14 protein-coding genes and 1 riboswitch are annotated in these 13,652 nt (G+C 42.1%); of the genes, 4 read left to right on the top strand and 10 right to left on the bottom strand.

The window, feature by feature from the left end:
• Positions 1 to 525 precede the first annotated feature (525 nt).
• A complete protein-coding gene (locus B3S92_RS07830) occupies positions 526 to 1,074 on the bottom strand; it encodes a DNA glycosylase (RefSeq protein WP_414707015.1) in 549 nt (182 codons plus the stop codon).
• 358 nt (positions 1,075 to 1,432) lie between these two features.
• Here B3S92_RS07830 and upp point away from each other — a divergent pair, with 358 nt between their 5' ends.
• Positions 1,433 to 2,071, top strand: a complete 639-nt coding sequence (upp, locus tag B3S92_RS07825) for a uracil phosphoribosyltransferase (protein WP_296204599.1) — start codon at positions 1,433 to 1,435, stop codon at positions 2,069 to 2,071.
• Positions 2,072 to 2,105: 34 nt separating this feature from the next.
• Here the strand turns inward: upp and B3S92_RS07820 are convergent, their stop codons facing one another.
• The 4 genes from B3S92_RS07820 to hemC all read right to left on the bottom strand — a co-directional run bounded on the left by B3S92_RS07820 (position 2,106) and on the right by hemC (position 5,232).
• Positions 2,106 to 2,846, bottom strand: a complete 741-nt coding sequence (locus tag B3S92_RS07820; RefSeq protein WP_296204597.1) for a hypothetical protein — start codon at positions 2,844 to 2,846, stop codon at positions 2,106 to 2,108.
• Entirely contained in the window at positions 2,846 to 3,331 is a 486-nt protein-coding gene (locus B3S92_RS07815; protein ID WP_296204594.1) for an acyl-CoA thioesterase, read from the bottom strand. Before B3S92_RS07815 ends, B3S92_RS07820 begins: the two co-directional genes overlap by 1 nt.
• A 71-nt stretch (positions 3,332 to 3,402) precedes the next feature.
• Entirely contained in the window at positions 3,403 to 4,188 is a 786-nt protein-coding gene (locus tag B3S92_RS07810; protein ID WP_296204592.1) for a uroporphyrinogen-III synthase, read from the bottom strand.
• A 45-nt stretch (positions 4,189 to 4,233) separates the two neighbouring features.
• Positions 4,234 to 5,232: a hydroxymethylbilane synthase gene (gene hemC, locus B3S92_RS07805; RefSeq protein WP_296204589.1), complete on the bottom strand. Its 999-nt coding sequence runs from the start codon at positions 5,230 to 5,232 to the stop codon at positions 4,234 to 4,236.
• A 315-nt stretch (positions 5,233 to 5,547) separates the two neighbouring features.
• Here hemC and argH point away from each other — a divergent pair, with 315 nt between their 5' ends.
• Both argH and B3S92_RS07795 read left to right on the top strand, forming a co-directional pair.
• Entirely contained in the window at positions 5,548 to 6,933 is a 1,386-nt protein-coding gene (gene argH / locus B3S92_RS07800; protein ID WP_296204617.1) for an argininosuccinate lyase, read from the top strand.
• Between the two features lie 103 nt (positions 6,934 to 7,036).
• The gene (locus B3S92_RS07795) at positions 7,037 to 7,327 is read left to right on the top strand and encodes an oxidative damage protection protein (RefSeq protein ID WP_296204587.1); all 291 of its coding nucleotides are present in this window, start codon (positions 7,037 to 7,039) and stop codon (positions 7,325 to 7,327) included.
• Between the two features lie 148 nt (positions 7,328 to 7,475).
• Here the strand turns inward: B3S92_RS07795 and phoU are convergent, their stop codons facing one another.
• The 5 genes from phoU to pstS all read right to left on the bottom strand — a co-directional run bounded on the left by phoU (position 7,476) and on the right by pstS (position 12,552).
• Positions 7,476 to 8,219 carry a phosphate signaling complex protein PhoU gene (phoU, locus tag B3S92_RS07790; protein ID WP_296204584.1) on the bottom strand — a complete coding sequence of 248 codons (744 nt, stop codon included), beginning with the start codon at positions 8,217 to 8,219 and terminating at the stop codon, positions 7,476 to 7,478.
• A 102-nt stretch (positions 8,220 to 8,321) separates the two neighbouring features.
• Complete coding sequence (gene pstB, locus B3S92_RS07785) at positions 8,322 to 9,230, bottom strand: phosphate ABC transporter ATP-binding protein PstB (protein ID WP_414707013.1); 909 nt, start codon at positions 9,228 to 9,230, stop codon at positions 8,322 to 8,324.
• Between the two features lie 99 nt (positions 9,231 to 9,329).
• On the bottom strand, positions 9,330 to 10,205 hold the full coding sequence (gene pstA / locus B3S92_RS07780) for a phosphate ABC transporter permease PstA (RefSeq protein WP_349678951.1): 876 nt from the start codon (positions 10,203 to 10,205) through the stop codon (positions 9,330 to 9,332).
• 109 nt (positions 10,206 to 10,314) lie between these two features.
• On the bottom strand, positions 10,315 to 11,265 hold the full coding sequence (pstC, locus tag B3S92_RS07775; protein WP_296204582.1) for a phosphate ABC transporter permease subunit PstC: 951 nt from the start codon (positions 11,263 to 11,265) through the stop codon (positions 10,315 to 10,317).
• 138 nt (positions 11,266 to 11,403) lie between these two features.
• On the bottom strand, positions 11,404 to 12,552 hold the full coding sequence (gene pstS / locus B3S92_RS07770) for a phosphate ABC transporter substrate-binding protein PstS (RefSeq protein ID WP_296204580.1): 1,149 nt from the start codon (positions 12,550 to 12,552) through the stop codon (positions 11,404 to 11,406).
• Positions 12,553 to 12,985: 433 nt separating this feature from the next.
• Between pstS and B3S92_RS07765 the strand changes: the two genes are divergently transcribed.
• Positions 12,986 to 13,348 (top strand): septal ring lytic transglycosylase RlpA family protein, encoded by a 363-nt coding sequence (locus tag B3S92_RS07765; protein ID WP_077451366.1) that lies wholly within the window; start codon positions 12,986 to 12,988, stop codon positions 13,346 to 13,348.
• A gap of 152 nt (positions 13,349 to 13,500) precedes the next feature.
• Positions 13,501 to 13,649, top strand: a riboswitch (TPP riboswitch).
• The last annotated feature ends 3 nt before the right edge of the window (positions 13,650 to 13,652 follow it).

Here is a 13,652-nt window from a genome sequence, read left to right as displayed (position 1 = left end):
AAGATGATGTCCCAACTTTAATTTTTAGCATCCTAAATCAGCAAAAATCCACACAAGTTGTTCTTTCATTTTAGCTTTTAAATAGTTGACTTAGTACGTCGTCCGTATTAAGTTGTGCTATAAAAGGATAATTCAATCTTCAATTCGAAGAAGTGTTAGCCTTAGTAGCGAGCCATCCAGTATAACATTAATTTGTATTCTGTCAAGCTTTTATTTTAATCTGTTATCAGAACTAAGATTTAAACCAATTAAGCTTCCAATCTCGTTGTCCCGATGAGGTGCGTATTATACGCAGTTTAGTTACATTGTCAAGAAGTTTTTTTAAATTTGTTTGAATTTGTTGTTTTAAATCAATATCAAACGTTGCCTCTCAACAGCGCACTAGTATATAGCTTATTTATGATTGGTCAAGAGTTGAATTCAACTTATTTAATCTGCATCAGCTTTTTTGAGTGAAACAGCCGTTTAGTAGCCATTGGTTTTTACTACCCCCACTTACTCTAAACTTACTACACTCTAAAGCGATTACAGTTTACCCACGGACTCAAAGAACTGACGATAAGCTTCTACCTTTTTATCCAAAGATAAAGGATAAGCCCGAGAAGTAGAAGGTAGCCTATATAGTGTTAAATCACGACCAGCATAAGCATAATCAATTTGCTGATTGGTCTTAGGCCATTTTGACTTTGGGATTACTCTATCTTGCTCTTGCTGTAATAACTCCATTAGTATCTCAGTAGCCTTACCGCCCGTGGTAAATATGGTGTGTACTTTAGGCACTTGAGCCAAAGTCTGTTTTAGATCAACAGGTTCTACTATGGTTAGGTGCTTATCTGCAGCATTACCTTGTTCGCGTATTGCTTTATTTACTGTGGGACAAGAAGCAATGGCGCGTTGTTTCATAAAAGCCTTAATTTTTTCTGGATCAAACCCTTTTTCTTCTCCATTTCTAAAGTAATCTGCATCTTCGAAGAAGACTCTGCCGTAAATGCGCCACATATCATTATAAAAGTTAGGATAATGAAAAGGCATACCCCACTTATCTTCTGTGGGCGGAAAGGTGCCCATCATCATAATAGTAGCATTGCTAGGCAATACGGGACCAAAGGGATGGCTTTCTACCGTTTTACCGTCAATTATAAGTTCATCAGTGCCACTGTGGGCATCATGACTTTTCAAAGGAGACTCCTTACTAACATATTGAATATCTATTTTTTAATTAGAATAGCTGTCTATTAATTTGAATAACTATATTTTAATTCCTGTTATATAGGGTATCGAAACCAGGAAGTTTGTCAGTTGCTTTTGTTTTATTGGTATAATTGTTTTGTTAATTGCATCTACGTCCAATAATGCAACATATTTTTAAAATATGACTCCCTTTTAAATTCATGCAAGCTGTCCTAATTCTGACGACGGTCAAAGAGGTATTATGAACACCCTAAATATAGAAATTATCACCCACCCCCTAGTACGCCATAAGCTAAGCCTGATGCGAGCCAAAGATTGCAGTACCTATAAATTCCGTACTTTGACCAGTGAACTTGCCCGTTTGATGGCTTATGAGGCTTGTCGCGACTTCGAAATTGAAGAATTCCCCATGCTAGGTTGGGATAATACAGAATTTAAAGGGGAACAAATCGTCGGTAAGACGGTGACCATCGTTCCTATTTTACGTGCTGGCTTAGGTATGCTTGATGGGGTGTTAGACCTTATTCCTACAGCAAAAATCTCAATGGTGGGCCTACAGCGTGATGAGGAAACCTTACAACCTGTGCCTTTCTTCGAAAAACTGGTCGCTGATGTGGACCGTCGTCCTGCGCTAATTATTGACCCAATGTTGGCAACTGGCGGCTCAATGGTAGCTACCATCGATATGTTAAAAGAAAAAGGCTGTTCAACCATTAAAGCATTAGTCTTGGTTGCGGCCCCTGAAGGCGTACGCTTGGTGAATGAAGCGCACCCTGATGTGAAGATTTATACCGCTTCTTTAGACAGTCACTTAAATGAAGATGGTTATATCATCCCAGGCCTTGGCGATGCAGGTGATAAAATTTTTGGTACTAAATGAAACGGGGACTAAATAACAGAAATTTAGCTCAACCCTAACCTATCCTGTAATGCCTAATCAGATATAATGGTTCTGATTGGGCATTATTTTTATGGGTCTTCTCTTCAGTTAATATCAGGTGATTAAAGTCTAATATCATCACTTCGTTGCGGCCCCCTTCAGAGGTGTACTTATTGTGTTTCACCGCAAAGGCTTTCACTTTATCTGAGTTTGCAGTAATGATATTGATCACATAAGGAGAATTAACCAGCGGAGCTACTGTTAAAGCGTCTACGATGGCCTTAAAAGGATTGAGCGTAGTAATTAATAATTTTTCTCTGCGCACGGATAAGGGAAGCTTACCACCCACCAATAACACCTGTCCTTTTGGCAATCTTTGGGTGTGCCGCATCAACTCGTATTTCAGTATTTCTGGCATTTCAGCATTAAACACATCTTCCGTCTGTTGATAAAAAGCGCTAAAACTGCGCTGTACATAGCGACCAAACACCGTGAAATTTATCCACTCTTGATAAAGCGGTTGATGCAGTAAAAGCTGACTAAATTGTTTTTGATAACCGGCTAGGTTATTGACGGTGTATTGACTTCCATTTGAAAGGGCTAGGCCTGATGGGTCTGCTGGCTCAACAGATAGGTTGTCAATAAGGTTCAAAAGGAAGTGAGGAGCTGATTCAAATATGTGCTGTTGCCACGTCAGAGGGTAAAAAACACTATCCAGATAAGGCAGCGCAGGAGGTAGCTGCGCTGTTTTTCTGCGATTAAAAAATGACAGCATTAAAAGTCTGGAGTGTGGCCAACACCCTTTTCAAAGGCCAAGATATTATCACGCTCTACCTCTGTCCAAGCTACTTTGGCACTGGCATCTTTGTTTAATCGAACCAACACTGAATCCCCAGTAGCGACTACGCTCTGCTGTACCTGGCTATAGTAGCAGTACTCCATCACGATACTGGTATTCCCAAGCTTCTTAGTGCGCACTCCGATTAATAAAGTGTCTGGAAATACTACAGGCTTTAAATAGGTGCAACTGGATTGAGCCAGTACCGTGGTCACCTCATCAGTAAAGGCGCCCAGCTCATTGAGATAATTAATACGCGCTGACTCAGCATAGCGATAATACACCACATTATTAACGTGGTTAAAAGCATCCATGTCATTCCAGATAATGGGCTGAACATAAATACTGGCAAACTTAGATAAAGCCTCAGGTTTTTCGAAATTAGGATTTAAATTATTAGGATTTAAACTATGAGTTGTCATTAACAAAAAATCTCCACGCTATAGCTGAATTGGCTAACTCATTTAACTTAATTTACTTTGATTTAATGCGATTAGGGCTTCGCAACTGTCTGCTCAATACCGCGCCAAACCTCTTCAACATCGAGGTTATCAATGCGTATACAGTTAAGCTGTAACTCATCTAGTGTCTCTGTCAGACGTTTACCAAAGGTCAAATAATTAAAGTCAGCCAGTTGCAGCCCAGTGCCTTTTTCACCTTCTGATTCTGCAAATAACAACCTCCAATTGGTGAACGCTTCTCCACTACTGACTAAAGCAATGGGACGCTGATCACTGACTAGCGTTGTCAGCTGTTGTTGCAGTTGCTCAAATTTAGTGGGTGCATCAATAGGACATTGGCGTTGGTACCAAGCAATGGCATGGACCTCTACTTCATTATCTTGTAGAAAGTTTACTAATACCCGTCTGCCACCCCGTCCTCGCCATACCAAAATATGATCCCCAGCCCCTAGAGAATTTAGCGCAGACATCTTTATCATGCCTTCATTGCTGTACTCTTCAGGGCACTGTACCTGCCAGCCTTCCGCCCGCAGAATATCTGCTGTGGCATGACCCACAGCAATCACCGCACAGTTGGGTATAAAGCCTTTAGGACAAGCGGCTAGCCCCATACGGGCAGCAGTAGGACTGACTACCACCAAAGCTTGATAGTGGTCTTGCTGCTGGCAGAACTGCTGTTGATATTGCTGCTCTCGCTCACTAATATCAATAGGCGCTAACTCTAATAACGGCATCTCTAATACAGTCATCCCCTTATCTTGCATAGCTTGGGTTAGCAACAAGGAGCGACTGGTAGGACGAGTATTGATAAAAATCATGACACCACTTCAAGTCAAGGTAGGTTTACATCAAACTGACAGCTGTTAGTCTTTTTTATATATGGCAGCTAAAATACTGTCTGCACCTAGTGACAATAGCTCATCGGCCACTTCAATGCCTAGTTGCTCAGCTTGGGCTTCACGAGCAGCTTGGTCACCGATCAGCTCAATACGTTTATCCGCTTTAAGTAACGTTGTTCCGTCTTCAGAGCCAACACGGCCGCGTAACCATAAGGTTTTTTCATGAGACTGCTCAGAGTCTTTTTCAATCACAGCAAAAGCAGCAATAGGCACCTGACAACCTCCTTCTAATCGGCGGTTTAAAGCACGCTCAGCTTTCAGGCGAATACGGGCTTGTCCATCATTAAGCGGTTTCAATAGGGCTAATACTGCCTCATCATCCGCACGACATTCAATAGCCAGCGCGCCTTGACCTACTGCAGGTAAGCTAATATCGATATCAATCTCTTGCTTGATACGCTCACTAAGCTCAACCCGTTTAAGACCACTGGTCGCTAAAATAATGGCATCGTATTCGCCAGCATCTAGTTTGGCCAAGCGGGTCTGCACATTACCGCGTAGAGACTGAATTTGTAAGTCGGGACGGAAAGCTTTTATCTGACACTGACGGCGTAAGCTGGCAGTCCCTACTACGGCACCTTGGGGTAAATCTTCTAGTCTGTCATAACTATTAGAGACGAAAGCATCGGTAGGTGTCTCACGTTTGCAATAAGTCCCTAGTATCAGACCTTCAGGTAACTCCATGGGCACATCTTTTAAGGAGTGCACGGCAATATCAGCACGCCCATCATACAGTGCTTGTTCTAGTTCTTTAACAAATAAGCCTTTTCCGCCAATTTTAGCCAAAGGCGTGTCAAGAATCTTGTCACCTTGGGTAACCATGGTCACTAAATTTACTTCAAGCTCTGGGTATAAAGACTCTAAGCGTGATTTGATGTGTTCGGCTTGCCACATGGCCAAAGGGCTCTTTCTAGTGGCAATATTTAAGGTTTTTAAAGTAGTGGTATGGGCTGATGTGGTCATAGTTATCTTTTAATCGGATGATAATTGGTTTAGTAGAATTATATAAAATGAGGTTGAAAATAAGACCAATAAATAGTGGTCTGTTTGTCATCTTGCTTATTTAACCATAAATAGCAGGGTATTTCAGTGATGTTATGTTTAGACAACTCCCAATTTAACAGGGTAGGTTAACTAGCAAGGCGACCCAGTCCTTTGCTATACTGCAAACTCTGTGCATTTTACTGGATTTGGACTGATATGACTGCCAACAACTCAACTAATATTTCAGATACTCAAGCAAATAAACCTAGCGTCACCAGCGGCCAAGGCCAACAAATGTGGGGTGGCCGCTTTAGTGAAGCCACTGATAGCTTTGTGGCGGCTTTTACGGCCTCTGTCGGCTTCGACCAGCGCTTTGCCAAGCATGATATTCAAGGCTCAATTGCTCATGCCACTATGCTCGGTAAATGTGACATTTTAACTCAAGAAGAAGTAGACACTATTATTAAAGGTCTGCATCAAGTGCAGCAAGAAATCGATGCTGGCGAGTTTAACTGGTCTGTTGCTTTAGAAGATGTGCATATGAACGTCGAGTCTCGTCTGACCGATATTATTGGCACCGTGGGGAAAAAGCTACACACTGGCCGTAGTCGTAACGACCAAGTAGCGACCGACATTCGCTTATGGTTACGCGAAGAAGTAGACAATATTGTTGAGCTATTGGTGAAGTTACAGTCAGGGCTATTAAACCTTGCCGAACAGCACACAGATACCATCATGCCAGGCTTCACCCATTTACAAACCGCACAGCCGGTGAGCTTTGGCCACCATGTTATGGCTTGGTTTGAGATGCTAAATCGTGACACTGAGCGCTTAATTGATGCCCGTCGTCGTATTAACCAGATGCCATTGGGTAGCGCAGCTTTGGCTGGAACCACCTTCCCAATCGACCGTACCATTACAGCGGATCTTTTGGGTTTCGAGGGCATTTGCCAAAACTCATTAGACGCCGTCTCAGACCGTGATTTTGCCATCGAGTTCACGTCAGCGGCTTCTATTTTAATGATGCACTTATCACGTATGAGTGAAGAGATTATCTTATGGATGTCAGCGCAATTTGGCTTCGTACAAATTCCTGACCGCTTCTGTACCGGCTCCTCTATCATGCCACAAAAGAAAAACCCCGATGTCCCTGAGCTGGTACGCGGTAAGGCAGCCCGTGTCTTTGGTCAACTGATTACACTGTTAACTTTAATGAAAAACCAACCTTTAGCGTATAACAAAGACAACCAAGAAGACAAAGAGCCACTATTTGATTGTGTCGACACCTTAACCGGCTCGCTTCTTGCATTTGTGGATATGCTGCCTAATATAATACCTAACAAAGAAAATATGCGTGCGGCCACCATGAAGGGCTATGCCACCGCTACCGACTTGGCCGATTATCTGGTTCGCCGCGGTGTCCCTTTCCGTGATGCTCACGAAGTAGTGGGTAATGCAGTAGCGCTAGGTATCAAAGAAGGAGTTGATTTAAGTGAGTTACAACTTGAGCAACTGCAACAGTTCAGTGATGCTATTGGCGATGACGTGTTTGATTATCTGACCCTTGAGGGCTCATTGGCAGCTCGCGATCATTTAGGCGGTACTGCACCAAACCAAGTATTACAAGCTGTGGCCCGTGGCCGTGAGCGTTTGGCTCAATACAATATCGATGTTAAATAGCTTAGAGATTAAGCTCTTTACATATTAATGTTGTCGCTATAAGCAATTCACATGCACAACTATAAGTACCAGTTTAAATTCACAGTTAAAATAGGATAGGACAATGACAGCTACTTTTGACCCAAAAGCAAATATGGTGTTTTGCCGTAAATATAAGCAAGATTTGCCCAAAATGCCGAACCCGCCTTTCCCAAATAAAAAAGGGGAAGAGATTCAGAACACTGTGTCTAAAAAGGCTTGGGATGAATGGTTAGAGTTACAAACCATGCTAATTAACGAAAACCATCTGAGCATGATTAACCCAGAGGCTAAAAAGTTCATTAATGAACAGCGTGACAAGTTTTTAGACAATGAAGACTACGAGCGCCCTCAAGGTTGGACACCTGAGACGTAAAAGCAATTAGCGATCAAGCTATAGGCTTAAGAAAAGGAGAGGCATTTAATATGCCTCTCCTTTTTTTTAACTCTTAATTTAATACTCTACATTTCACACTTTCTATTTAAAAGTCTCTATTAAGTCATCTGTCTGTCATGGCCTGGAATTATTCTTCTGTATTACGAGAAGCTATCAGGCTTGAGGCTTCTTGTACTGCTTGCTCCACAGTGACAAAATCGGTGTGGCGAACATCCTTACCACTGGTACAGTAAATCACCAACTCCGCAATATTTCGAGCATGATCGCCCACCCGCTCAAGTGCTCGCAATACCCATAAGATGTTAATCACCTTTGACACATGACGGCTGTCCTCCATCACATAGGTCATCAATGAGCGGCTGGCAGATTGATACTCTTGATTCACCGTCTCATCGCTTTGTAGCACTGAGAAAGCCTGCTCCGGATCCATACGTAAAAAGGCATCTAAAGCTTCTAGCAACATTACTCGAACTTGATTTGAAAGATGCTGAACCTCCGAATACCCTCTGGGAGACACCCCTTCTTTATGCAGTTTACAAGCCATACGAGCAATCTTACTGGCCTCATCACCGATTCGTTCTAAATCGACTACGCCTTTGCTTAGGGCCATGACCAGTCTTAAATCGCTAGCCGTAGGTTGACGTTTGGCAACTAATAACACCACCAATTCATCAACCTTAATCTCCATTTGATTGATCTTACTGTCTTCTTCAATCACTTTTTTTGCCAGTTCGACGTCACTGTCTACTAAGGCATGCGTTGCTAGAGTGACCTGCTCTGCTGACATCTGACCCATGGTCATAAATAGGTCAATACATTCACGTAAGTCGTTATCGTAGCTTTTAGATGAGTGTTTTTCCGTAAGCGGCATAGCGGCTTTATCCAAGTCTATAAGCGCGTTTAAAAGCTATGGGCCTTGCTCATAGCCTCTGTTAAACGCTTAGTTAATGAGCATGAGTTAACTATTTTTATCTTAGCCGTAGCGACCGGTAATATAATCTTCCGTCGCTTTTTGCGCAGGGTTAGTAAAGACTTGATTGGTCTCACCCATTTCGACCATATCACCCAAATACATATAACAGGTGTAATCAGAAACACGCGCCGCTTGTTGCATGTTATGAGTCACGATAGCAATGGTATAATCATGTTTTAAGTCTTCAATAAGATCTTCAATCGCGCCTGTTGAAATAGGGTCAAGTGCCGATGTTGGCTCATCCAATAATAAGACTTCAGGTTTGGTCGCCACACCACGTGCGATACATAAACGCTGCTGCTGACCGCCCGATAAAGACAGACCTGATGCTTTAAGCTTGTCTTTCACTTCTGGCCATAGCGCTGATTTTTTCAGAGCCCATTCCACACGGTCATCAAGCTCTGATCTACTTAGCTTTTCATACAAACGTACGCCAAAGGCCACGTTATCATAGATAGACATTGGGAAAGGGGTTGGTTTTTGGAAAACCATACCAACACGAGCACGTAATAGGTTAACGTCTACATTTTTTTGTAGAATGTTATTGCCATCTAGCAGAATTTTACCTTCCGCGCGCATACCTGGATATAGATCATACATGCGGTTAAAAGTGCGCAATAACGTTGATTTACCGCAGCCAGAAGGACCAATAAAAGCGGTCACATTTTTTTCTGGGATATCAATATTGATTTCTTTAAGCGCTCTAAAATCACCGTAGTAAAAGTCCAAGTTACGTACTTGTAATTTTGCAGCTGGCATGTTCTGTGGTAAGTCAGCCAGTGTCTGCTTAGTAAAGGTGGCGGTATCTGGTTGCTGTTGCTGGTTACCAGTTTGGATTGGCTGCTGTATAGTACTGCTCTTAACCTTCGCTTCTTTAGCCATTGCTTTTTTCTCCAATATATCTGACATAACGCTACCTTCTTAGTATCTTTTTAAAAAATTAAATTTGAATGCTTTTATCTATCTTTTCAGCTTTTGAACCTATTCTTTTTAGCTTATTAATTGCCGCTATTTCTTATCTCTTCCGACAACACGGGCGATAATATTTAGCCCTAACACAGAGAAGGTCACTATTAACGCCCCTGCCCACGCCAGCATATTTTGGGTATCATCTGGCGCTGCGGCAAACTGATAAATAGTCATCGGTAAGTTGGCCATTGCACTGCTCATATCCCAGCTAAAGAACCTATTATTTAACGCAGTGAATAGTAAGGGAGCGGTCTCGCCAGTAATACGAGCAAAACCTAATAGAACCCCAGTTATTAGACCTGACTTAGCCGCCTGCATGGTTACCGAGGTGACCACCTTCCATTTAGGAGCACCCAAAGCATAAGACGCTTCTCGCAATTGATTGGGAACTAGATTCAGCATGGTCTCTGTACTACGAACCACGACTGTAATAATAATCAGCGATAAAGCCACTGCGCCTGCCCAACCTGAAAAGCTGCGATTACTAACCATTAATGAGAAAATAAACAGACCGATAACGATTGATGGCGCTGATAATAAGATGTCATTAATAAAGCGGGTCGCCTTACCAAGCCATGAGCCTTGAGAAAACTCTGCCAAATAAATCCCAGCTAATAAGCCCACGGGTGCTCCAATCAACAAGCCTGTGCCCGCTATCATCACCGAACCAACAATCGCGTTTCTTAATCCCCCAATTGTCCCTGGCGGTGGAGTGTCAGCGGTAAAGATAGGCATGGTAATCATAGCTTCCATACCTTTACGCAGCAGATCAAATAAAATCCAGCCCAACCAAAATAAACCAAAGGCCATGGCACACATCGCAAAGATAAGACCGATGATATTGAAGGCTTTACGTCTTGAATAGAGCGATTTATTCATGCGCTGATCAAAGGGAACCGAGTTTGTTGAATTCATTGTCATAGGTTTTGAACTTGAGCTTGTTGTCATAATATTTTTCCTGCCAAATATCTAATTATGTCTAGCATTTATTTACCAACTATTTTGTGTCCAATAACGGTGTAAATTAGTTACCGGCTTTCTTATCAATTCTAGACAACATAATTTTAGATATTGATAAAACAAAAAAGGTTATAACAAATAGAATCAAGCCTAGATGCAGCAGTGTGGAGACATGCATGGCGCTTGAGGCTTCAGCAAACTCGTTAGCGATGGCTGAGGTAATGGTGACCCCTGAACCAAATAAATTAGAGTTGATGTTATAGGTATTGCCCACTAAGAAGGTTACTGCCATGGTTTCACCCAGTGCGCGTCCCAGTCCTAGAATGATGCCGCCCACTACCCCAGCCTTGGTATAAGGTAGGATAATTTTATACATCACTTCCCAAGTGGTGGCTCCGGCCCCATAAGCCGACTCTTTTAACAGCTCAGGTACTACGGCAAATACATCGCGCATGGTCGCCGCAATGAAAGGGATAATCATAATGGCTAGAATTAAAGAGGCGGTAAAAACACCAATACCTAAAGGAGGGCCGCCAAAAAGGCTACCAATCATAGGAATAGGGCCAAGATGTTCAATTAGAAAAGGTTGAACATATTTAGCAAATAAAGGCGCTAATACGAAAAAGCCCCACATGCCATAAATAATCGACGGAATACCTGCCAAAAGCTCAATTGCCATGCCCAGCGGTCGACGTAAGACAGCAGGACAAAGCTCAGTTAAGAAAATAGCAATGCCAAAGCTGATGGGTACCGCGATTAAAATAGCGATGATAGAGGTAACGATCGTTCCATAAATAGGAGCAAGAGCCCCGTACTCATCGTTGACCGTACTCCAGTTTGAACTGGTGTAAAAACCAAAACCAAACTCTTTAATACTTGGCCAGGCACCAATCACCAACGAGATCATGATACCGCCCAAAGATATCAAGACTAGGAATGCAAAAAACTTTGTCATGTTGACAAAAAGAAAGTCATTCCTTTTTTGTTTTGCTAATTGAGCGTGTAGGTCAGACATGGTATCCCCAACATTAAAAATATATACACTTCTTTCAAGGCACTAGATATTTAATTATTCGATTAAAAAGGCAAGCAAACGATGAATCATTTACTTGCCTATTGCTTAGCTCATTAACAATGACAAGTTAAGGGCTAATTATTTTGGGTTATAAACTGGCTTACCATCAGCCCCAACGATCTTATTCCATTCAGCTTTAAATAAAGCCACGGCTTCGTCTGGGAATGGAACATAGTCTAGGTCTAAAGCGGCCTGATCCCCTTCGTTATAAGCCCAGTTAAAGAAGTTCAATACGCCTGCTACTTTCTCAGGGTTTTCTGGTTTTTTATGGACTAGGATGAAAGTTGCTGCTGCAATTGGCCAAGCTTCAGCTGTGTCAGAGTTGGCGATAACTTTGTAGAAACCTTCCGCTTTTGACCAGTCAACGTTACCTGAGGCAGCAAATGAGTCCGAGGATGGCTGTACGACATTTCCTGCAGCGTTAACCATAGCGGCATGTGACATATTGTTTTGTTTGGCGTAAGCGTACTCTACATAACCAATAGAGTTAGGCGCTTGTTTAACCATACCGGCTACGCCTTCATTACCTTTACCACCAACGCCTGTACCGCTTTTGTCTGTTGGCCACTCAACACTTTTATCGACGCCAACCCCTGCCCAATCAGCTGATACTTCATTTAAATAGTAAGTGAAGTTAAAAGTAGTACCTGAACCGTCTGAGCGATGCACCGTAGTGATTTTTGCATCAGGAAGGGCAAGGCCTTCATTCAATGCAGCAATGGCTGGATCATTCCAGTTAGTAATCTTACCTAAATAGATATCTGCTAAAACTTCACCACTTAGCACCAGTTTGCCTGGTTCAATCCCTTCGATGTTAACTACTGGCACAACGCCACCAATAACGGTTGGGAACTGGATAAGACCCGCTTCATTTAACTCTTCAGGGGTAAGAGGCGTATCTGAGGCACCGAAATCTACTGTTTTGGCTTTAATTTGTTTAACACCGCCCGAAGAACCAATAGAGTTATAGTTCACTTGGCCTTTGGTAGCGCCCTGGTAGTCTGCTGACCATTTTTGGTAGATAGGTGCTGGGAAAGAAGCCCCTGCCCCGCTCACATTCATTTCTACGCCTTCAATATCTTTATACTGATCTGTGCTACCCGCGGCAGCTCCAGTGGTTGTGGCAGCTGGGGTATCTTCAGTTGTCACTGTGTCATTTTCTGCTTTATTACAAGCCGATAAAGTAAGAGCGCTGGCTACGGCTACAGCTAACAGTGAATAACGCATGGTATCTCCTAAAAAGTCATATGTTTTATAAGTACAGAGTATTAACTTCAACTACCTGAGTTTTGAGTCCTTCAGAATTTGCGAGGTACCCTTAATTGGAATGTGCTCATTTTGACGTTTAAATATGACAGTTTGATGAAATATTAATTAATTGTAAGAATTCAGTAACTTTCACCGGCGTTATTTTAGGGTAATTGTTAATAAAATTAACTAAATACAGGGGTTTTTCTCCTATTTTCATAGCTATAATCTTTACATTATCTTGACCCATTAGAAAGGTGAGCTAAATCTTCAGCCTGTAGACTACCGCCTCGATGTTTTGGTACAGACAATTTTATTTTGCTAACAACGTGTTTCCTCAACACCCCGTTGTAATACCAAAATCTGATTGAAAACAGTTGTTCCAACCATTTATTAATTACAGGTACTCCCTATGAAAAAACTTTTTATGCCATTTACCCTTCTGTCAGCCTTAATGTTGACAGTGCCTGCCAATGCCGGTATGGCTTCATGGTACGGTCCAGGTTTTCATGGCAAAAGAACAGCGTCTGGGGCTATTTACAATATGTATGCTATGACAGCAGCGCATAAATCTCTGCCTTTTGGTTCTAAAGTAAAAGTGACAAATTTAAATAACAACAAGTCAGTGGTTGTTAAAATCAATGACCGTGGCCCATTTAAACCAGGCCGCATTATCGACTTATCCAAGAAAGCCAATCAGATGATTAACTGCAACCTTTGTAAAGTGGATGTTGAAGTATTAAGCAAAGGTGATGGCAAATACCGTAAACGTTAGTTTTTAATTTAAATAGGTATTAATCAGCGCCAACTTTATGAGTTGGCGTTTTTTTATGCAGTAGCAGTGCTAAGGCTCCGATAAGTTAACAAAATATTTAAATTGAACTGAAACCTGTTATTGCTTAAAAAGTTTGATAAGATAACCACAACAATTAAGACTCGGGGTGCAGTCCTTCTATATCCAAACCCTACCTATAGTTAATTTTATGGCTAGGGTAAATATAGAAGCGTTTGCTGAGAGATCACCCGTTGAACCTGATGCGGTTAATACCGTCGTAGGAAAGTCATTGCAACTCCCTAAT

It is taken from the genome of Psychrobacter sp. UBA3962 (assembly GCF_002385225.1).
Classification (GTDB): domain Bacteria; phylum Pseudomonadota; class Gammaproteobacteria; order Pseudomonadales; family Moraxellaceae; genus Psychrobacter.
Note: the sequence above shows the minus strand (reverse complement) of the source record. Positions and strands in the feature narration are given on the sequence as shown.